Below are 19,454 nucleotides of genomic sequence, written 5' to 3'. Positions count from 1 at the left end.
CGGCAACCCCGCCAAACATCTCGTATTCTTTTCGAATAAAACCAAACTAACAGGGCAAAGCAAGTGCTTCACACGAGACAAACTAAATCGTGTGAACCGGCACTTCAAACGTGAAGAAATTCAATTAATTTCAACGCAGCCAAACTTGTAAAAAAATAAAACTTCATATTGCAGCAGTCACATAAACGCACACACAAGCCAGAACCCTGAAACCCTGCAACAAACAGACGGCTTTACCCGTCACGCGCAAGATTGAGGTATCCAACTAAAGAAAAGGACTACACGAACAGTGGAAAGCAGCAACAAACGACTGTCGAATTTCTTCTTGGCAGGAGTAATAGATCCGACAACAACTGTTGAAATAGATGACATTTCAATCGCCGAAACAATCGAAATGAAAGGACGGCCGCCAAAGGGTGGGGACCTTTAATGACAGGCGGCCCCGACGGGGCCGCTGTGATTCAGGAGGCAGGCTTGGTGCCATACCAGCGCGGTGTGTATACCCAATCGCCACCTTCGGCGCGGGGGAACACGCAGGTGGTGGACGAGCCGATCAGCACCATGGTGCGCATGTCCACTTGCTCCGGCGTGAGCGCGCCAAGCGTGGTGACCCGCAGCGTCTGGCCAGGCCGGCCGATATCACGGCCCAGAACCACCGGGGTTTGCGGCGTGCGATGCTGTGCGACGATTTCCAGGGCACGGCCCAACTGCCACGGTCGCGAACGGGAAATCGGGTTGTAGAACGCCAACGCCAGATCGGCTTCGGCGGCCAGGTCCAGACGCTTTTCGATGATCGACCACGGCTTGAGGTTGTCCGACAGCGACATCACGCAGAAGTCATGCCCCAACGGCGCACCGGCCTGAGCAGCCGTCGCCAGCGAAGCGGAAACCCCTGGGAGGATCTCCAGATCGACGCTGTGCCAGGCCGGGTCACTCGACTCGTGCAACGCTTCCAGCACGGCGGCCGCCATGGCGAACACGCCGGGGTCACCGGAGGACACCACAATCACCGAACGCCCCTGGGCCGCCAGTTCGAAAGCGTGACGGGCACGCTGCATCTCCTCGCGGTTGTCGGTGCAATGCAACACTTGATCCGGCCGAAACGGCCCGGCCATGCGCACATAGGTTTCGTAACCGAGCACATCAGTGGCTCTGGCCAGTTCGGCCTTCACCGCAGGCACCATCAGTTCGGCGGCGCCCGGGCCCAGGCCGATCACCGCCAGTCGACCACGAGGGCGGCCGATCTGCGCGATGTCCAGCGGTTGCTCAGCGATCGCCAGCGCCAGGTTTGAGTCGATCGGGATAATCGTGGCGCCGGGAACAGCCCCGCGAGCCAGCTCGCCGGCATCGCTGGCGGGCGCCGCAAAACGCAGCGGTACACCCAACTCAAGCGCCGCTTCGCGCAACGCCGGGCTGGCCATCTCCGTGACCGGCGCCAGCAGGCACGCCAGCGATTGAACGGCGACTTGGGCCTGACGCAACGCCGCGCGAATCGCCTGGGGCAAATCCGCCACACTGACGCTGACCGCCAACAACACACTGCGTGGGTAGATCAGCAGTTCATTGGCTACCGGCGTCCGTTCGGCGCTGCCGACATGGATCGACAAATGCGCCTGAGGATCTTCTGGCAACTGTGCTTGCGCCAACCAGGGCGCAGCGCCTTCGATGCGCACGTGTTCGCCGGCCAGCAAGTCCGAGACGAAGCGCTTGCCCAGCTCCAGATCGCCCAAGGCATAGCCGCTGGGTGGGTTGAGCAGGCAGGTGCCGAAACGCAGCTCACCGCTGGTGGTGATCGCCGCCGCGACGTCGAGGCCGGCGGCAATCGCGCGCGCCATGACATTCACACCACCGAGGCCGCCGAGCAATGGCACCACGGCGCTGCCGTCTTCGGCCACGGCCAGCACCGGCGGTTCGGCGCCCTTCTCCAGCAGCAACGGCGCCAGGGTGCGGATCACAATCCCGGCGGCGCACAGCGCGATGATCGGCGAGTCCTGTTGATAAAGCTCGCGCAGGGTCGCGCCGAACTCATGATAAACACGGTCCGCGCCTTCGACCCGTTCGGCCAGGCCATGGATCAGTGCGCCCGGATACACCTGCTGAATCTTGCGCGCGGTCGCGAGGCTGCCATTGCCGAGAATGACAATCGCCGGAGCGGAATGGGCCATCAGCCTTGCCACCTTTCACCGGGAACGATGATCAGCGAGAAGTACGGCGAGGACATCGGCTCGACCTGATCCAGCGGCACGATTTTCTGATTGGCCATGGTCGCGCGCTCGACGTACAGCGCACGCTGCGCCAGACCGAGTTCTTCGAGCACCTGACGGACCTTGGGGAAGTTGCGCCCCAGTTTCATGATCACCGCGGCATCGGCATCGGCCAGTCGCCGCTTGAGGTCTTCGTGGGGCAGCACACCCGACAACACCGACAGGCTCTGATTGCGATACACCAGCGGTGCACCGAGTACCGACGCACCGCCGAGCATCGAGCAGACACCCGGCACCACTTCGGCTTCATAGCGTTCGGCCAGACGATCGTGCAGGTACATGTAAGAGCCGTAGAAGAACGGATCGCCTTCGCAGATCACCGCCACGTCACGGCCCGCATCCAGATGCGCGGCCAGTTGCTCACCGGCGGCATCGTAGAAATCGCTGATCACTTGTTCGTACGACAACGGCGCCGGCAACGCTTCGGTGGTCACCGGGTAAACCAGTGGCAGCAGGGTTTGTGCGTCCTGCAAGTGCGCTTCGATGATGCCGAAGGCGTTGCCTTTCTTGCCCTTGGCGACGAAGTACGCCACCACCGGCGATTCGCGCAGTAACCGCAGGGCTTTGACGGTAATCAGTTCCGGATCACCGGGGCCGACGCCCAGGCCAATCAAACGTCCAGGTTGCTGCATCATTCAATCTCCGTGGCGAGGGCGTTGACGGCGGCGGCGGCCATGGCACTACCGCCCAGCCGGCCTTGCATGATGACAAAGGGCACGCCACGGCTGTCCGCCGCGAGCATCGCCTTGGATTCGGCGGCGCCGACGAAGCCCACCGGGAAGCCGAGGATCAGCGCCGGTTTCGGCGCGCCGGCGTCGAGCATTTCCAGCAGATAAAACAACGCGGTCGGCGCATTGCCGATCACCACCACGCTGCCTTCCAGGTGCGGGCGCCACAGCTCCAGCGCGGCGGCGGAACGGGTATTGCCCAACTCGCGGGCAAGCTCCGGGACGCTGTCGTCGCGCAGGGTGCAGATCACTGGGTTATTGGCGGGCAAACGCGCGCGGGTCACGCCTTCGCTGACCATCCGCGCGTCGCACAGAATCGGCGCGCCGGCCGCCAGTGCATCGCGCCCGGCCTTGCCGGCGCCTTCGGAAAATTGCAGACCGTCGATGGCCTCGACCATGCCGCAAGCGTGGATCACCCGCACCGCGAGTTTCTCCAGATCGGCCGGAATGCGCGCGAGGTTGGCCTCGGCACGAATGATCGCGAAGGAGTTGCGATAGATCTCCTGACCGTCGCGGATGTAATCAAGCATCAAGGGGGCTCCGTGAGCGGGCGTCGAGCAAGGCTGCGACCGCTTCAATAGTAAGGTTGCGTGCATGCAGCGCGCCGAAACCCGGCTGCGCTGCATCGCGAAAATAGAGGTCGTAGTGACCGGGTGAGACTGCCAGCAAGGTCACTGGCGTGATGTGCGCCGCCGCGCAGGAACGCGCGCAGCCAGACAGATGCACATTCAGGATTGAGCCGTGATGTTGCAGCAACGCCGCCAGTTGCAGGGCATCACCCTTGGTGTCGGACAGGCCTTTGCCGCAACCCGCCGAACCGGTGCAGGCGATCAGATGCGCCAAGGCGTCGTCTGCCGAACAGCGCAGGCCCAGATTTTCCAGGCTGTGGATAACTTCAGCGGCATCGCGTTCGTGGATATCGGGCAACAGCAGGCTTTGCCAAGGCGTGAAGCGCAGACTGCCATTGCCCCGTTCACGGGCCAGTTGTGCCGCGCCCCGAAGCATGGCGGGATCGAGCCGGCCCAGAGGCGGCGTCGCGCCGACATAGACACGACCGGTTTCACGCTGAGGATGAGCGCCGATATGCGAAACGTTAGAGTTCATAACGCGCGGCGCGATCACGCTGGACAGTAACGGCACACGTTCGGCCAGTTGAGCGACAAACCCGGCCACCGGGTATTCGGCCAGCAGGTGACGCATGCGCGTCTGGTCGGGACGCGCCAGATCAAGGAACAGCTCAAGCACCGCGATCACCAGCGCATGCCCGTCTTCCAGTCGCACCGCGCCCGACGGCGTCTGCGTCGGACAACCCGCCAGCCCGAAAGCCAGCACACACGCGCCCTCTTGCTCAACGGCGCTCAACCACAGGTCGTGAGGATGTTCGAGCATCGCCAGGCCTTCGCCGCCATCGAGTTGCACGGCAAATTTGGCGCTCAATTGGTGAAAACGCTCATGGCTTTGCAGGCTGGTGAGGATCTGTTCGGCCAGCGGGCGCGTATCGAACGACATCTGCCGATCAATCCCGGCGCTCGGGCTGAGCATCAGGTTGCGCACATCGTCACCCGCCGCGGTACGCGGGCCCAATCCTGCGGCGAGCAGGCTGTCGATCAAGGCCGTCTGTTCGCTGCCAATCCCGCGAATCTGCAGGTTGGCCCGGTTGGTCGCCTCGATCACGCCGCCGGCAAACCGTTCGGCTGCGCTGGCCACCGCTTCAGCCTGGGCGGCGCTGATCGAACCGCCGTTCAATTTGATCCGACAGATGCCGCCATCCAGCGCCTGGACGATACGCAGCAACCCCGGGCAGGCCGAGGGGCGTAAGGCGGTGGACATCGGGCGTTCGTTCAAAGGGGCGACCGGCTGTGTGGGAAAGGCGCTTCGCGGGCGAAGGCGCGGTATTATGCCTGCTTTGTTCGACGGCATGAAAAGCCTGCCCGTCGGAACAGTCCGTTTGCGGACTTTTTTTGAGGACGGCAGATGTCACCCTGGCTGACAGTAGTAGGTATCGGTGAAGACGGCTTCAAGGGCCTGGGCAAGAACGCTCGACGGGCTCTGCTGGGCGCTTCGCGGATCATTGGCGGTCAGCGACAACTGGATTTGCTGCCGGTGTGCATTCGCGGCGAGCGCCAGCCCTGGCCCAGCCCGTTTACCCTTGAGCCATTACTGGCACTGCGTGGCGAGCCGGTTTGTGTGCTGGCCAGCGGTGACCCGATGTTCTTTGGCGTGGGCGCCAGCCTTGCACGGCAAGTGCCCGCCGAGCAGATGCTGATTCTGCCGGCGCCCTCTTCTTGCTCCCTCGCGGCAGCGCGAATGGGCTGGCCGTTGCAGGACGTGGTGACGCTTTCGGTAGTCGCCCGCCCCGTCGCCGCACTCAACGCCCATGTGTTCAGTGGTGTGCGCTTGCTGGTGTTGAGCAACGACGGCCACAGTCCGGCGGCCATCGCGGCGTTGCTGCGCGAGCGCGGTTTCGGGCCCAGTCGCCTCACCGTACTGGAACATCTGGGCGGTGAAGCCGAACGACGCATCGAGGCTGTCGCCAACGACTGGACTGACCCGGCTATCGCCGACCTGAACCTGATCGCCATCGAATGCATCGCCGAACCGAACACACCTCGCCTGTCCCGACTGGCCGGTCTGCCGGACTCTGCCTTCCAGCACGACGGCCAACTGACCAAACGCGACGTGCGCGCCATTACCCTCGCCCGCCTCGCACCGACACCCGGCGAACTGCTGTGGGATGTCGGCGCTGGCAGCGGTTCGATCGGTATCGAATGGATGCGCGCTCACCCGAGCTGCCGGGCGCTGGCCATCGAAGCCGATGACGGTCGGCAGTTGTTGATCGAACACAACCGCGATGCCCTCGGCGTCCCGGGTCTGCAATTGATTCGCGGCAGCGCGCCGCAAGCCTTGGCCGGGCTGGAACGCCCGGACGCGATTTTCATCGGCGGCGGCGTCACCCGCGAAGGCGTGCTCGACACTTGCTGGGCGCAACTCAAACCCGGTGGCCGGTTGATCGCCAACGCCGTCACCCTGCAAAGCGAAGTGACCCTGATGGCCTGGCGCGAACGGCATGGCGGTGAGCTGACCCGCATTCACGTCGCTCAGGCGCAACCGCTGGGCGAGTTCGACACTTGGCGTCAGGCGCTGCCGATTACCTTGCTGGACGTGACGAAACCCCTCGATGCGTGACGAAACCGCCGAACAACCCGCCCCGCTGCGCAGCGGCCTGACCACCGGCAGCTGCGCCACCGCCACCAGCCTCGCGGCGGCACGCCTGCTGCTCAGTGGCGTGGAAGCGGACGCCGTCGAGATTATTCTGCCCAAAGGCAAACGGGTGCAGATGCGCCTGGAATTCTGTCGGCTGATGAATGACGGCGCCGAAGCCGGAACGATCAAGGACGCTGGCGACGACCCGGACGTGACCCATGGCGCCCTGCTCTTTTCCCAGGTGCGCCTGCACAGCGAACCGGGCATCCGCTTCAGCGCCGGCCGTGGCGTGGGCACCGTCACCCGTCCCGGGCTGGTGCTGAACGTCGGCGAACCGGCGATCAACCCGGTGCCGCGCAAGATGATCAGCGAACACCTGACGCTGCTGGCCGAGGAGCTTGATTACCGGGGCGGCTTCGAGGTCACGGTGAACGTCGAGGGCGGTGAAGCCCTGGCGCTGAAAACCATGAACCCGCGCCTGGGGATTCTCGGCGGCTTGTCGATCCTCGGCACCAGCGGCATCGTCCGGCCATTCTCCTGCGCGGCCTACATCGCCTCGATCCATCAAGGCATCGACGTCGCCAAAACCAACGGATACCTGCACATCGCCGCGTGCACCGGCAACGCCAGCGAAGACACCATGCGCCGAGTCTACGACTTGCCGGAAATCGCCCTGATCGAAATGGGCGACTTCGTCGGCGCGGTGCTCAAGCACCTGCGCAAAGTGCCTGTGGATAAACTCAGCCTGTGCGGCGGCTTCGGCAAGATCAGCAAACTGGCGGCCGGGCACATGGATTTGCACAGTCGGCATTCAAGCATCGACCTGTCGCAACTGGCCGAGTGGGCCGCGGCGGTCGGCGCGGATGAGGCGTTGCAACAGGCGATCCGCGAAGCCAATACCAGTCAGCAGGCGTTGGCCATGGCCAGCGCTGCCGGTATCACGCTCGGCGATGCAGTGTGTCAGCACGCTCTGGACTTCGCCCGCAGCGTGGTGCCAGCGCAGGTTCAGGTCGAGGTGTTCGCCATTGATCGCCAGGGCGGGATTGTTGGCCATGCGGGAGTTTTTCAATGAAGCGCGTGTTATTGCTCGGCGGCGTCACTGAGGCCCTGGCCATCGCCCGGACCCTGGGCCCGGAACACATCTATAGCCTGGCCGGTGTCGGTCGCGTGCCGACGGATCTGAACTGTCAGGTTCGCGTTGGCGGCTATGGCGGCGCTGAAGGTCTGGCGCAATTCATCCGGGATGAAGGCATTGACCTGCTGCTGGATGCGACCCATCCCTACGCCGCGCAAATCAGCCAGAACGCCGCCACTGCCGCGCAATTGTGCGGCATCGCCTGCTGGGCCCTGCGGCGTCCGGCCTGGCAACCACAAGCCGGGGATGATTGGCGCGAAGTCAGCGACTGGGCCGAACTGATCGAAGCACTGAAACCCTTCCGCCGACCGCTGTTCACCCTCGGTCGCGAACCGTTGCAGCACCTGCACGAAATCCCGCCGGAGCAATTCTGGACGTTGCGTGCACTGGACGTTTACCCGGGCAACGAGCGCTGCGAAGTGATCGGCGCGCGTGGGCCGTTTCTGATCGAGGATGAACGCGAGCTGTTCGAACGCCGGCAGATCGACGTGCTGATCAGCAAGAACAGCGGCAGCACCGCCACCGAGCCGAAACTGGAAGTGGCGCGGGAGCGTGGAGTGCCGGTGCTGGTGTTGAAACGGCCGGTGTTGCCGGGGGTTGAGCGGGAGTTTCTGACGCTTGAAGAAACACTTGTTGCATTGGCGACCTTCACTCCGTAAGGCAGGATCATTGGCTTGCATGAACAGTAACCTATTTGTTACCTTCAAGGCCGCCTGTGATCACACTCGAAGAATACTTGCAAGAAAACGAAACAAGCCCGTTCGGACGTTGGTTCTCAACCTTGAGCCCACAGGCAGCTCTCAAGGTATCCAACGCTATGGTTCGATTGGAATTGGGCAACACCTCCAACATCAAGTGGTTCGACGGTCTCGGTGAATACCGAATCAATTGGGGACCTGGCTATAGAATCTATTTGGTACAAGAGGGAAAGCGCCTGATCATCCTGTTCGGCGGTGGCGATAAGTCCACTCAAAAAACCGACATAAAACAGGCAAAAACACTAATAGCCGAATTTCGAACTCGAAAAAAAGCTGAACGGAACCGGAGGTAACTTCATGGCTCTCACCCGAAGCTACAAACACACCATTGCCGAACGTGCCAAGCGTGATCCTGAGTTCGCACAGGCATTACTGGATGAGGCTGCTACTTTGTTTCTCAATGGTGAGCCGGAAATGGCCAGGATCATATTGCGCGACCTCGTCAACGCTACCGTCGGCTTCGAAGAACTGGCGAAGGAAACGGCAAAACCCAGCAAAAGTCTCCATCGAATGCTATCTGCCAAGGGCAACCCAAGCATGGATAACCTCGCCGCAATATTCGCAGTTATTCGAGCTACGCTAGGAGTAGATATGCAAGTACATGCCGTACCTGCACACTGACAGCTCCAAATCAGCAGTTTTACTGCGACACCACACCGCACGCGGCCTTTTTACTTATCGCCCCTGATCAGGCTAAATAGCCGCGCCTGATTGCTCACTCAACCGGATCTGCCCTCATGTCCCGACAACGGCTTGCATTTGCCTGGATCGCCTGCTTTGCAGTGCTGTTCAACATGCTCGCCATGCCGATGTCCGGAGCGATGGCGCAGACGGCGAAATCGCCTGCCGAGCAGTTGTTGTGGGGCAGTTTCTGTTCTTCCAGCGGCACGAAGCTGGTGGCGATTTCCCTGGGCGCTATCGAGCAGAAAGCTCCGCAGAGCGACGACCATTCCAACATGCAACATTGCTGGTGTTGCTCGGGTTCCGCACCGTTAGTGGCGCTACCGGGGCATGCTCCGCAATTGTATTTCGCGCGTTTCGAGGCCAATCGAAGCCTGCCGCCTGCCACGCTCGACACACCGACACCGCGCCAGCAATGGCCGAGTCTCAACCCCCGCGCTTCCCCTCTGGTGTGATTCCTTCTCGCAATTGACCTGCGTTTTGAATCGTTCTGGAGAACTGCCATGTTGAACAAACTCATCGTCCTGGCTGCGTTGCTGCTGCCTGCCTGTTTTGCCAATGCCCACGAATACAAGGCTGGCGAGCTTGAGATCGCCCATCCATGGTCGCAAGAGTTGCCACCCAACGCGCCCACCGTCGCAGCGTATTTCGTGATTCACAACAGCGGCAAAAGCGCCGACCGATTGCTGAGCGTCGACTCGCCGATCGCAGGCGTTGCCCAGCTGCACGAGCACGTGATGCAAAACGACCTGATGAAAATGCAGCAAGTGCCCAGCGTCGAGATTCCGGCGGGCGGCGAAGTCACTTTCGCCCCGATGGCGTATCACGTGATGCTGCTGGAGCTGAAAGACCGCAGCCTGTTGAGCGACGGCAAGCGCTTCCCACTGACGATGCACTTCGAGAAGTCCGGCAATGTGACGGTCGAGGTCGCGGTGCAGAAAAAGGCACCTGACGGCATGCAAGGGCATATGCACGCCCAGTAATCGCCCGCGTTGAAATCGCCCATGCCCCCGCCTGGTGCCAGGTCATCCGTGCAACGTCGTCAGTCAATGAGCCTGACGCGTGGCAGCTGGATCAGCCTGTTCGCCATGCTGATGATCTTTATCGGTCCGCTGATTTCTCAGTCGATGCCGATGGATCAACGCGCCTCGGCTCTGATGAAAGCCTCCGTGAGCATGAGCATGTCGATGGACATGCCCATGGACATGTCGGCCATGGAGCATGGCGCGCAACCCGCCGCCGAGCACTGCCCACCCAAAGCCGAGCATCACGCACTCTGGGAAAAATGCGGCTATTGCAGCCTGCTGTTCAATTGCCCGGCGCTCACTGGCGGTCAATCCTTCGTCGCCTTCGACAGTCCACAGACAACCACCTTCACCACTCCTGCCACCCGCCTGGGCCATGCCCGGCAAACCTTCTTCCCCGGCGCTCGCACCCGCGCGCCGCCCATCGTCGCGTAAACACCCACCTCCGATCTCACACGGTTTAGAAGACAGCCGCAGGCTGCCGGCCGTGTCGTTTACGACTGTTCGATGGAAATTGTCATGTCCAGGTTTTCTGCTGACACACGTTTGGGCGCTGCCCAGGCTTCTTTTGCCCTGAACGAATCCCGCGTTCGTTTCAGGCACGCCACCGCCGTTCTTTGCGGCTTGCTGCTGACACCGATGGTGCTGGCCGATGAACACACCGACCACACCGAAGAACTGAGCCCGACGGTGATCACCGCCATCGCGCCGAGTTCGCCGCTGACCATCGTCACCAACCCCAAGGACCCGCGCCAACCGGTGCCGGCCAGCGACGGTGGCGATTATCTGAAAACCATCCCCGGTTTCGCGCTGGTGCGCAACGGCGGCACCAATGGCGATCCGGTGCTGCGCGGCATGTTCGGCTCGCGACTGAATATCCTCACCAACGGCAGCATGATGCTGGGCGCCTGCCCCGGCCGCATGGACGCGCCGACTTCGTACATTTCACCGGAAACCTACGACAAACTCACCGTCATCAAAGGCCCGCAAACCGTGCTCTGGGGCCCCGGCGCATCGGCCGGCACCGTCCTGTTCGACCGGGAGCCGGAAAGCTTCGGCGAACTCGGCACCCGGGTGAACGCCAGCGTGCTGGCCGGTTCCAACGGCCGCTTCGACAAAGTGGTGGACGCCGCTGCCGGCGGGCCGCTGGGTTACGTGCGAGTGATCGGCAACACCGCCCATTCCGATGACTACAAGGACGGCAACAACGACACCGTGCCCTCGCGCTATGACAAATGGAACGGCGACGTCGCGGTCGGCTGGACCCCGAACGCCGACACCCTGCTGGAACTGACCGCCGGTAAAGGCGATGGCGAAGCCCGTTACGCCGGGCGCGGCATGGACGGTTCGCAGTTCTTGCGCGAAAGCCTGGGCCTGCGTTTCGAACAGTCGAACATCGGTGAGGTGCTGGATAAGGTCGAGGCACAGGTCTACTACAACTACGCCGACCACGTGATGGACAACTACACCCTGCGCACGCCGTCCGGCACCGGGATGATGGCCGGCCCCATGGCCTCCAACGTCGACCGTCGAACCCTCGGCGCGCGGATCAAAGCCACCTGGCGCTGGGCCGATGTGCAGCTGATCGGTGGCCTGGATGCGCAGACCAACGAACACCGTCAACGCAGCGCCATGGGCGTCGACGCCTACAAGGATGTGCCGCGCAACAAGGACGCCGACTTCCACAATTACGGCGTGTTCAGCGAACTGACCTGGTACGCCGCCGACCGTGATCGGTTGATCACCGGTGCGCGACTGGATCGCGCGTCGGCCAAGGATTATCGGCAGACCATCGGCTCCGGGATGATGGCCCGCCCGAACCCGACGGCCGACGACACCCGCGCCGATACACTGCCGAGCGGTTTTGTCCGTTACGAGCATGATCTGGCCGACAGCCCGACCACGCTGTATGCGGGCCTCGGTCATGCCCAGCGTTTTCCGGATTACTGGGAGCTGTTTTCGCCCAAGTCCGGCCCCGTCGGTTCGCTGAATGCGTTCGACTCGATCAAACCGGAGAAAACCACCCAGCTCGACTTCGGCCTGCAATACAAGACCGAAGACCTCGAAGCCTGGGCCTCGGGTTACGTCGGGCAGGTGCGTGACTACATCCTGTTCAACTACACGCCGGGGATGATGGGCATGACCTCGCAAGCCGAGAACATCGACGCGCGAATCATGGGCGGCGAACTCGGTGCGGCCTACAAGCTGACAGCCCACTGGAAAGCCGACGCGACCCTGGCCTACGCCTGGGGCAAGAACAGCAGCGACGGCACTGCCCTGCCGCAAATGCCACCGCTGGATGCACGTTTCGGCCTGACCTACAGCGAAGACAACTGGAGCGCCGGCGCCTTGTGGCGCGTGGTTGCGGCGCAGAACCGCATCGACCAGAACAAGGGCAACGTGGTCGGCAAAGACTTCGATAAAAGCTCGGGCTTTGGCGTGTTCTCGCTCAACGGCGCGTACCGGATCAACAAGAACTGGAAGGTCAGCAGCGGAGTCGACAATTTGTTCGGCAAGGCCTACGCCGAACACTTGAACCTGGCGGGCAACGCCGGTTTCGGCTTCCCGGCCAATGATCCGCAAGCCATCAACGAACCGGGGCGCACGCTCTGGACCAAGGTTGATATGAGCTTTTAAAAGCATCGCGAGCAGGCTCGCTCCCACATGGACAGTGTTGAACCTGTGGGAGCGAGCCTGCTCGCGATCGGTTGCGCAGCAACCGCAACAAACAACTAAAAGATCCAAGCCTAGCGGAGCACACGAATGAAACACCCCAAACCGAATTTCTACAACCTGGCCTGGCGCTGGCATTTCTATGCTGGCCTGTTCGTCGCGCCCTTCATGGTGATGCTGGCCCTGACCGGCATCATCTACCTGTTCAAACCGCAACTCGATCCATTGATGTACGGCAGCCTGCTGAACGTCCCGGCTGCTCATCACACAGTCTCCGCCGATGACCTGCTCAAGCGGGTGAAAGAGGCGTACCCCCAAGGCCGGATCAAACAGTACCTGCCGCCGGTCAATGCCGAACGCAGTGCGCAATTTGTCGTCATCCATGAAGGTCATGAACTGAACGTGTTCATCGATCCGTACCACGGCGACATCCTTGGCGAGCAAGATGCGAAGAAGAATCTGCAGGCGATTGCGCGCTCGATTCACGGCGAATTGATGATCGGCACCGTCGGTGATCGGCTGGTGGAACTGGCCGCCGGTTGGGGCGTCGTGCTGGTGGTCTCCGGGGTATTTTTGTGGTGGCCGCGCGGCCAGTCCGCCGGGGTTCTCTGGCCACGCTTGAACAGTCGTGGTCGAGTGCTCTGGCGTGACCTGCACGCGGTGACCGGGTTCTGGGGCGCGGCTTTGCTGTTGGTGATGCTGCTCAGCGGCATGACCTGGACCGGGTTCTGGGGCAAGCAATACGCCGACCTCTGGAACCGCTTCCCGGTCGCCATGTGGAATGACGTGCCGAAGTCCGACGTCGAGGCCCGCAGCCTCAACAGCGCCACGCGCCAGACCGTGCCCTGGGCCATGGAAAACACGCCGATGCCGATGTCCGGCGACCATGCTGAACACATGGCTCACGCCAGCACGCCAGCCGGCCCGGCGGCGCCGACCATCAGCCTGCAAGACGTGCAAGACATCGCCGTGCAACGCAAGGTCGAGCCCGGCTACAGCATCACCTTCCCGACCACGGCCACCGGCGTGTTCACCATCGCCGTATTCGCCGACGACCCGCGCAACGACGCCACCCTGCATGTCGACCAGTACACCGGCGACGTCCTCGCCGACGTGCGCTGGCAGCATTACAGCAACGTCGCGCGGGCCACGGAAGTCGGCGTGATGCTGCATGAAGGCAAGATGTTCGGCCCGTTCAACCAGATCATCGTGCTGCTGATCTGCCTGATGATTTTGCTTAGCGCGGTCAGCGGTGTGGTGATCTGGTGGAAGCGCCGGCCACAGGGCAAGTTCGGTGTACCGCCGTTGCGTCACGACCTGCCGAAATGGAAAACCGCGATGGTCATCATGTTCGGGCTGGCGGTGATGTTTCCGTTGGTGGGGGTTTCGCTGGTGGTCGTGTGGGTATTGGATCGGGTACTGCTGTCGCGTTTGAGCCGGCAAACTGAATCCACTTCAGCTTCATCATGAAACAGGCGAGATGCGCGTTTTAGAGGGATCTATAGACTTCTGGCGCTTATCTCTGAAGCATAAGGCCTCTTCGCGGGCAAGCCTCGCTCCTACAGGTTTTGTGTCGATCACAAATATTGCGTACGACACACAACCTGTAGGAGCGAGGCTTGCCCGCGAAGGCGTCATCAGCCACACCAAAAATCCCAAGAGAACCGCATGACCTCGCTGAACCTCACGAACCTCGCCTGGACACCCCTGGGCCACGGCCATTGCCATCACCAGTTCCAGCTGCGTGACGCATCGCTGCACGTGGCCGCCGGTGAGTTCGTCGGGTTGATCGGCCCCAATGGCAGCGGCAAGACCAGCCTGTTGCGTTGCGCCTACCGTTTCAGAAAACCGGAAAGCGGTGAGGTCAAACTCGACCATCACAACGTCTGGAAGCAATCCTCACGCTGGTGCGCGCAACGCATCGCCGTGGTGTTGCAGGAATTCCCCGATGCCTTCGGCCTGACCGTCGAGGAAGTGGTCGCCATGGGCCGCACGCCGCACAAAGGCCTGTTCGATGGCGACACCCTTGAAGACCGAAAACTCGCGACCCACGCCCTCGAATCAGTCGGCCTCAAGGGCTTCGAAGACCACGCCTTCGCCACCCTTTCCGGCGGTGAAAAACAGCGTGTGATCCTCGCCCGCGCCCTGGCCCAGCAACCGCAATTGCTGATCCTCGACGAGCCGACCAATCACCTCGACCCACGCTATCAGCTGGAGCTGTTGCAACTGGTCAAGCGTCTGCAGATCGGCACGCTGGCAAGTATTCACGACCTCAATCTGGCGGCGGCTTTCTGCGATCGGCTGTACGTGATCAATCACGGTCGCATCGTGGCCAGCGGCCCGCCCAAAGAAGTCCTGACCGCACAACTTCTGCACAACGTGTTCGGCGTCGACGCCCTGATCGATGACCATCCCTTGCACGGCTACCCACGAATCACCTGGATAACCCAACCATGACTTTGCGTTCCCTGCTTTGCGTCGCTCTGTTGCTGGGCAGTGCCCAAGCATTGGCCGAGGCCACCCATTACCCGCTGACCGTCCAGAGCTGCAACCGCGAAGTCACCTTCAAGGCAGCGCCGAAACACGCGGTCAGCCATGACATCAACATGACCCAGATGATGCTCGCGCTCGGTCTCAAACCAAGGATGGCGGGGTATAGCGGCGTGACGGGCTGGAAGTCGGTGACGCCCGAGATGCAAACCATCCTCGACGGCTTGCCGGAGCTGGCGGCCAAGTACCCGTCGGTGGAAACCCTGCTCAACGCCAACGTCGATTTCTTTTTCGCCGGTTGGGATTACGGCATGCGCGTCGGCGGTGATCTCACGCCGCAAACCCTGCAACCGCTGGGCATCAACGTCTACGAACTCACCGAGTCCTGCGCCTTCGTCATGCAGCGCCCGCCCGCCAGCCTGGAAGACACTTACAACGACCTGCGCAACCTCGGGAAAATCTTCGACGTGCAGGACCGCGCCAACACTGTGATCGCTGAGATGCAGGCGCAAGTGGCCGAGGTGCGCAAGGATCTGCCGACGGACAAACCTCGGGTGTTTCTCTACGACAGCGGTGAGGACCGGGCCATGACTTCCGGTCGTCTCGGCATGCCTCAAGCGCTGATCGATGCCGCCGGCGGGCGCAACATTCTCGACGACGTCGAGGCGAGCTGGACTCGGGTCAATTGGGAGAACGTGGTCGAGCGTAATCCGCAGGTGATCGTGATCGTCGATTACGGCGAAGTCACCGCCGAGCAGAAAGAGCAATTCCTGCTCAACAACCAGGCCCTGCAATCGGTGGACGCGATAAAGAACCAGCGCTTCATCGTCATTCCGTACGTGCAGGCCACGCCGGGGATCGACAACGTGCTGGCGGTCGAAACCCTGGCCAAGGGTTTCCACCGCGAATGATCGATCGTCGCTATGCCTTGTTGTTGATTGCCCTCGGCGCGTTGTTGCTGGTGTCGTGCGTGGTGTCGCTGGGCTTTGGCCCGGCGCGGGTGCCGGTGGAGGTGGTGTGGCGAATAGTGCTGCACAAGATTTTTGGTGTCGGTGTTGCGGACTGGACGGCCGGCCAGGAACACATCGTCTGGCTGATCCGCGTGCCACGCATGTTGCTCGGTGCGCTGGTGGGCGCCGGTCTGGCGTTGATTGGTGCGGTGCTGCAAGCGGTGACGCGCAATCCGCTGGCTGATCCGCACTTGCTCGGCGTGACCTCCGGCGCGACCCTCGGTGCGGTGATCGTGGTGCTGCATGTTGGTGAGATTGTCGGGTTGCTGACCTTGCCGATTGCCGCGTTTCTCGGCGCGTTGTTGAGCATGTTGATCGTGCTGATGATCGCCAATCGTCATGGGCGGCTGGACAGTGATCGGCTGCTGTTGTGCGGCGTGGCGGTGTCGTTCGTGATGATGGCGATCGCCAATCTGCTGTTGTTTCTCGGTGATCACCGCGCCAGTTCGGCGGTGATGTTCTGGATGCTCGGCGGGCTCGGATTGGCGCGTTGGGAATTGCTCGCGGTGCCGGCGGCGAGTGTGTTGCTCGGGTTGGTGTTGTTGCTGGGGATGGCCCGGCCGTTGAATGCGTTGATGGCGGGTGAGCAGACGGCTGTGACCCTCGGGTTGAATGCTCGCACCGTGCGGCTGCGGGTGTTTTTGATTGCGTCGTTGATGACTGGGGTGTTGGTGTCCGTCAGCGGCTCGATTGGTTTTGTCGGGTTGATGGTGCCGCACATTGCGCGGCGATTGGTAGGTGCCGAGCATCGTCGGTTGTTGCCGGTCTGTGTCTTGCTGGGCAGCCTGTTTCTCGTCTGGGTCGACGTGGCCGCACGCACCCTGATCGCCCCGGAAGACCTGCCCATCGGCGTCGCCACCGCCGCCATTGGCGGGTTGTTCTTCATCGGCCTGATGCGCCGTCGCTGACTCACCACCGAACCTGTGGGAGCGAGCCTGCTCGCGATGACGGCGGCACATCCAACATCACCGCGCCTGACAAACCGCTATCGCGAGCAGGCTCGCTCCCACAGGGATTTGCGCCCCTGCATACCCGGATGATCATTCCCACGCTCCCGCGTGGGCGCGTGGGAATGCCGCCAGGGACGCTCCGCGTTCCGTTTTTGAATGTTTAACGCATGTGTCAAAACACGGAACTTTCCCACGCCTTTTTCAGGTTGTTCGTCGGACGCGAGCCCTCTAGTCTTGGGCTGTCGCTGAAAACTCAGCGATCGGGTGTGAGAACCCGGTTAACACTATTAATCCAACATCAGTACCACCATAATTGCCGCCGGCTTATCCGCTGCCCGCAATGCACTATGGCGGCTGTGTGCGGGCGGACTTCGGTCCGGCCGGGTTTGGGTGTTGACCGGTTTCTCACTCCGCACATAGCTGCCACCCCTTCGTCGCGTGAGAAACGACAAAGGATGGCTCCAATTGAGAGACAACACCCGATGAGCAAGAAGATAGTTCCCGATCCACCCATCGACACCACCACTCCCAAAGCGGAAAAAACGCGCGACGACGACCTGCTCAAAGACCGCGAAGCCATAAAACGCGCCCTCGACTACTACCTCGATCCCCCGGTGCAATACACCGAAAAACCCCGCCGCCCCAGCACCCTATTCATGGTCGCCCCCGGTGCCGACACCGAAAGCCTGCTGGCCTACGCCTACGAAGCGTTGGCCTCAGCGAGTGTCCTGGTCAGCGATTTCGCCAACAATCTGATCGGCCCGCAGCGCCATACGGCGTTGGCGATTCAGCAGGTCATCATGGTGGCGGAATTGGCGGTGAACCGGGCGCTGGATAACGTCGATCCAGCGTAACCGCGTTATCGTTCATCGCGAGCAGGCTCGCTCCCACAGGGGTCATCGTCGTTCACAGACTTGGTATACGCCACCAATCAACTGTGGGAGCGAGCCTGCTCGCGATGACGGCGGCACATTCAACATCACCGTGACTGCCCCACCGCTTTCGCGAGCAAGCCCGCTCCCACATTTGATCTGCGGTGCCTGCACTGCCTGCGCCCCAATCTGGCGCACCTCTTCGCACCAACGCGCCAGTCGCGTTCCTTCATGGTGCGCCGCCAAACCTGCGCAACCGCTCTAATACGACATTTCCTTGCCCGTACCCGACCGGGCACAGCCCTTGCTAAAGACCCTTCAGTCGTCCGCATCTGCCAACCATAAAAAACTTTAACGTTCATGGAGATCGCACAATGAAGCGTCGCAGTTTGATCAAGGCTTTCACACTATCGGCAAGCATTGCCGCGATGGGCATGGCCTGGACGATCCAGGCCGCCGAGACCATCAAGGTCGGTATTCTGCATTCGTTGTCCGGCACCATGGCGATCTCCGAAACCTCGCTCAAAGACATGGCGTTGATGACCATCGACGAAATCAACGCCAAGGGCGGCGTGAATGGCAAGATGCTCGAACCGGTGGTGGTTGACCCGGCATCAAACTGGCCGCTGTTCGCCGAAAAGGGCCGGCAGTTGCTGACCCAGGACAAGGTGGCGGTGGTGTTCGGTTGCTGGACGTCGGTGTCGCGTAAATCGGTGCTGCCGGTGTTCGAAGAACTCAACGGCCTGCTGTTCTACCCGGTGCAATACGAAGGCGAAGAGATGTCGCCGAACGTGTTCTACACCGGCGCGGCGCCCAACCAGCAGGCGATTCCGGCGGTGGAATACCTGATGAGCGAAGAAGGCGGCAGCGCCAAGCGTTACTTCCTGCTCGGCACCGACTACGTCTACCCACGCACCACCAACAAGATTCTGCGCTCGTTCTTGCACTCCAAAGGTGTGGCGGACAAGGACATCGAAGAGGTCTACACCCCGTTCGGCCACAGCGATTACCAGACCATCGTGGCCAACATCAAAAAATTCTCCGCCGGTGGCAAGACAGCAGTCATCTCCACCGTCAACGGTGACTCCAACGTGCCGTTCTATAAAGAGCTGGCCAACCAGGGCCTGAAAGCCACCGACGTGCCGGTCGTGGCGTTCTCCGTGGGCGAAGAAGAACTGCGCGGCATCGACACCAAACCGCTGGTGGGCAACCTCGCGGCGTGGAACTACTTTGAGTCGGTCGAGAACCCGCAGAACAAGAAGTTCGTCGCCGACTGGAAGGCCTACGCCAAGAAACACAACCTGCCGGGCGCCGACAAAGCGGTGACCAACGACCCGATGGAAGCCACCTACGTCGGCATCCACATGTGGGCGCAAGCGGCGGAGAAAGCCAAGTCCACCGACGTCGACAAAGTCCGCGAAGCCCTGGCCGGCCAGACCTTCGCCGCACCGTCGGGTTACACCCTGACCATGGACAAGACCAACCACCACCTGCACAAACCGGTGATGATCGGCGAGATTCAGGCCGACGGTCAGTTCAACGTGGTGTGGCAGACCGAAGGGCCGATCCGCGCCCAACCGTGGAGCCCGTTCATTTCGGGTAACGACAAGAAGCCGGACTATGCGGTGAAGAGCAACTAAGCCACTGGGTGTCGGCCTCGGGCA

At 61.8% G+C, this 19,454-nt stretch carries 19 protein-coding genes; 15 read left to right on the top strand and 4 right to left on the bottom strand.

Features of this window, described 5'->3' with window-relative positions:
- Positions 1-461: 461 nt before the first annotated feature.
- From cobJ to cobG, 4 genes are read right to left on the bottom strand one after another with little or no spacing between them, the layout of a single operon-like run.
- A complete protein-coding gene (gene cobJ / locus KGB14_RS02535; RefSeq protein WP_223483953.1) occupies positions 462-2,165 on the bottom strand; it encodes a precorrin-3B C(17)-methyltransferase in 1,704 nt (567 codons plus the stop codon).
- On the bottom strand, positions 2,165-2,896 hold the full coding sequence (locus KGB14_RS02530) for a precorrin-2 C(20)-methyltransferase (RefSeq protein ID WP_183681463.1): 732 nt from the start codon (positions 2,894-2,896) through the stop codon (positions 2,165-2,167). The genes cobJ and KGB14_RS02530 overlap by 1 nt, the downstream gene beginning before the upstream one ends.
- Positions 2,896-3,522 carry a precorrin-8X methylmutase gene (locus KGB14_RS02525; protein WP_007937188.1) on the bottom strand — a complete coding sequence of 209 codons (627 nt, stop codon included), beginning with the start codon at positions 3,520-3,522 and terminating at the stop codon, positions 2,896-2,898. Before KGB14_RS02525 ends, KGB14_RS02530 begins: the two co-directional genes overlap by 1 nt.
- Positions 3,515-4,822: a precorrin-3B synthase gene (gene cobG / locus KGB14_RS02520; protein WP_317851007.1), complete on the bottom strand. Its 1,308-nt coding sequence runs from the start codon at positions 4,820-4,822 to the stop codon at positions 3,515-3,517. Before cobG ends, KGB14_RS02525 begins: the two co-directional genes overlap by 8 nt.
- A gap of 144 nt (positions 4,823-4,966) precedes the next feature.
- Between cobG and cbiE the strand changes: the two genes are divergently transcribed.
- The 15 genes from cbiE (at position 4,967) to urtA (ending at position 19,430) form a co-directional block, all read left to right on the top strand.
- The gene (gene cbiE, locus KGB14_RS02515; RefSeq protein WP_223483951.1) at positions 4,967-6,178 is read left to right on the top strand and encodes a precorrin-6y C5,15-methyltransferase (decarboxylating) subunit CbiE; all 1,212 of its coding nucleotides are present in this window, start codon (positions 4,967-4,969) and stop codon (positions 6,176-6,178) included.
- A complete protein-coding gene (locus KGB14_RS02510; RefSeq protein ID WP_223483950.1) occupies positions 6,171-7,268 on the top strand; it encodes a cobalt-precorrin-5B (C(1))-methyltransferase in 1,098 nt (365 codons plus the stop codon). The genes cbiE and KGB14_RS02510 overlap by 8 nt, the downstream gene beginning before the upstream one ends.
- On the top strand, positions 7,265-7,990 hold the full coding sequence (locus tag KGB14_RS02505; protein WP_223483949.1) for a cobalt-precorrin-6A reductase: 726 nt from the start codon (positions 7,265-7,267) through the stop codon (positions 7,988-7,990). Before KGB14_RS02510 ends, KGB14_RS02505 begins: the two co-directional genes overlap by 4 nt.
- Positions 7,991-8,046: 56 nt before the next feature.
- On the top strand, positions 8,047-8,382 hold the full coding sequence (locus KGB14_RS02500) for a type II toxin-antitoxin system RelE/ParE family toxin (RefSeq protein ID WP_052965863.1): 336 nt from the start codon (positions 8,047-8,049) through the stop codon (positions 8,380-8,382).
- A 4-nt stretch (positions 8,383-8,386) separates the two neighbouring features.
- Complete coding sequence (locus tag KGB14_RS02495; RefSeq protein WP_030128266.1) at positions 8,387-8,710, top strand: DNA-binding protein; 324 nt, start codon at positions 8,387-8,389, stop codon at positions 8,708-8,710.
- 116 nt (positions 8,711-8,826) lie between these two features.
- Positions 8,827-9,225 (top strand): DUF2946 domain-containing protein, encoded by a 399-nt coding sequence (locus KGB14_RS02490; protein WP_223483948.1) that lies wholly within the window; start codon positions 8,827-8,829, stop codon positions 9,223-9,225.
- A 48-nt stretch (positions 9,226-9,273) separates the two neighbouring features.
- Entirely contained in the window at positions 9,274-9,753 is a 480-nt protein-coding gene (locus KGB14_RS02485) for a copper chaperone PCu(A)C (protein WP_223483947.1), read from the top strand.
- 21 nt (positions 9,754-9,774) lie between these two features.
- On the top strand, positions 9,775-10,230 hold the full coding sequence (locus KGB14_RS02480) for a DUF2946 domain-containing protein (protein ID WP_223483946.1): 456 nt from the start codon (positions 9,775-9,777) through the stop codon (positions 10,228-10,230).
- Between the two features lie 84 nt (positions 10,231-10,314).
- Positions 10,315-12,432, top strand: a complete 2,118-nt coding sequence (locus KGB14_RS02475) for a TonB-dependent copper receptor (RefSeq protein WP_223483945.1) — start codon at positions 10,315-10,317, stop codon at positions 12,430-12,432.
- Between the two features lie 126 nt (positions 12,433-12,558).
- Positions 12,559-13,938, top strand: a complete 1,380-nt coding sequence (locus KGB14_RS02470) for a PepSY-associated TM helix domain-containing protein (RefSeq protein ID WP_223483944.1) — start codon at positions 12,559-12,561, stop codon at positions 13,936-13,938.
- 198 nt (positions 13,939-14,136) lie between these two features.
- Positions 14,137-14,925: an ABC transporter ATP-binding protein gene (locus KGB14_RS02465; RefSeq protein WP_223483943.1), complete on the top strand. Its 789-nt coding sequence runs from the start codon at positions 14,137-14,139 to the stop codon at positions 14,923-14,925.
- The gene (locus KGB14_RS02460; RefSeq protein WP_223483942.1) at positions 14,922-15,869 is read left to right on the top strand and encodes an ABC transporter substrate-binding protein; all 948 of its coding nucleotides are present in this window, start codon (positions 14,922-14,924) and stop codon (positions 15,867-15,869) included. The genes KGB14_RS02465 and KGB14_RS02460 overlap by 4 nt, the downstream gene beginning before the upstream one ends.
- Positions 15,866-16,876, top strand: coding sequence for a FecCD family ABC transporter permease (locus KGB14_RS02455; protein WP_223483941.1), 1,011 nt, complete (start codon positions 15,866-15,868; stop codon positions 16,874-16,876). Before KGB14_RS02460 ends, KGB14_RS02455 begins: the two co-directional genes overlap by 4 nt.
- Before the next feature lie 524 nt (positions 16,877-17,400).
- Complete coding sequence (locus tag KGB14_RS02450) at positions 17,401-17,772, top strand: DUF6124 family protein (RefSeq protein WP_223483940.1); 372 nt, start codon at positions 17,401-17,403, stop codon at positions 17,770-17,772.
- 392 nt (positions 17,773-18,164) lie between these two features.
- Positions 18,165-19,430 (top strand): urea ABC transporter substrate-binding protein, encoded by a 1,266-nt coding sequence (urtA, locus tag KGB14_RS02445; protein WP_223483939.1) that lies wholly within the window; start codon positions 18,165-18,167, stop codon positions 19,428-19,430.
- Positions 19,431-19,454: the final 24 nt, after the last annotated feature.

Source organism: Pseudomonas sp. A-RE-19 (genome assembly GCF_019956555.1).
In the GTDB taxonomy this organism is placed as follows: Bacteria; Pseudomonadota; Gammaproteobacteria; order Pseudomonadales; family Pseudomonadaceae; genus Aquipseudomonas.
The sequence above is the reverse complement of the archived record's forward strand: the minus strand, read 5'-3'. Positions and strand labels throughout refer to the sequence as shown.

Excerpts from the sequence above, each read along its gene's own strand:
- cobJ (WP_223483953.1), bottom strand. The coding sequence starts at position 2,165 with ATGGCCCATTCCGCTCCGGCGATTGTCATTCTCGGCAATGGCAGCCTC.
- KGB14_RS02530 (WP_183681463.1), bottom strand. The coding sequence starts at position 2,896 with ATGCAGCAACCTGGACGTTTGATTGGCCTGGGCGTCGGCCCCGGTGAT.
- KGB14_RS02525 (WP_007937188.1), bottom strand. The coding sequence starts at position 3,522 with ATGCTTGATTACATCCGCGACGGTCAGGAGATCTATCGCAACTCCTTC.
- cobG (WP_317851007.1), bottom strand. The coding sequence starts at position 4,822 with ATGTCCACCGCCTTACGCCCCTCGGCCTGCCCGGGGTTGCTGCGTATC.
- cbiE (WP_223483951.1), top strand. The coding sequence starts at position 4,967 with ATGTCACCCTGGCTGACAGTAGTAGGTATCGGTGAAGACGGCTTCAAG.
- KGB14_RS02510 (WP_223483950.1), top strand. The coding sequence starts at position 6,171 with ATGCGTGACGAAACCGCCGAACAACCCGCCCCGCTGCGCAGCGGCCTG.
- KGB14_RS02505 (WP_223483949.1), top strand. The coding sequence starts at position 7,265 with ATGAAGCGCGTGTTATTGCTCGGCGGCGTCACTGAGGCCCTGGCCATC.
- KGB14_RS02495 (WP_030128266.1), top strand. The coding sequence starts at position 8,387 with ATGGCTCTCACCCGAAGCTACAAACACACCATTGCCGAACGTGCCAAG.
- KGB14_RS02490 (WP_223483948.1), top strand. The coding sequence starts at position 8,827 with ATGTCCCGACAACGGCTTGCATTTGCCTGGATCGCCTGCTTTGCAGTG.
- KGB14_RS02485 (WP_223483947.1), top strand. The coding sequence starts at position 9,274 with ATGTTGAACAAACTCATCGTCCTGGCTGCGTTGCTGCTGCCTGCCTGT.
- KGB14_RS02480 (WP_223483946.1), top strand. The coding sequence starts at position 9,775 with ATGCCCCCGCCTGGTGCCAGGTCATCCGTGCAACGTCGTCAGTCAATG.
- KGB14_RS02475 (WP_223483945.1), top strand. The coding sequence starts at position 10,315 with ATGTCCAGGTTTTCTGCTGACACACGTTTGGGCGCTGCCCAGGCTTCT.
- KGB14_RS02470 (WP_223483944.1), top strand. The coding sequence starts at position 12,559 with ATGAAACACCCCAAACCGAATTTCTACAACCTGGCCTGGCGCTGGCAT.
- KGB14_RS02465 (WP_223483943.1), top strand. The coding sequence starts at position 14,137 with ATGACCTCGCTGAACCTCACGAACCTCGCCTGGACACCCCTGGGCCAC.
- KGB14_RS02460 (WP_223483942.1), top strand. The coding sequence starts at position 14,922 with ATGACTTTGCGTTCCCTGCTTTGCGTCGCTCTGTTGCTGGGCAGTGCC.
- KGB14_RS02455 (WP_223483941.1), top strand. The coding sequence starts at position 15,866 with ATGATCGATCGTCGCTATGCCTTGTTGTTGATTGCCCTCGGCGCGTTG.
- KGB14_RS02450 (WP_223483940.1), top strand. The coding sequence starts at position 17,401 with ATGAGCAAGAAGATAGTTCCCGATCCACCCATCGACACCACCACTCCC.
- urtA (WP_223483939.1), top strand. The coding sequence starts at position 18,165 with ATGAAGCGTCGCAGTTTGATCAAGGCTTTCACACTATCGGCAAGCATT.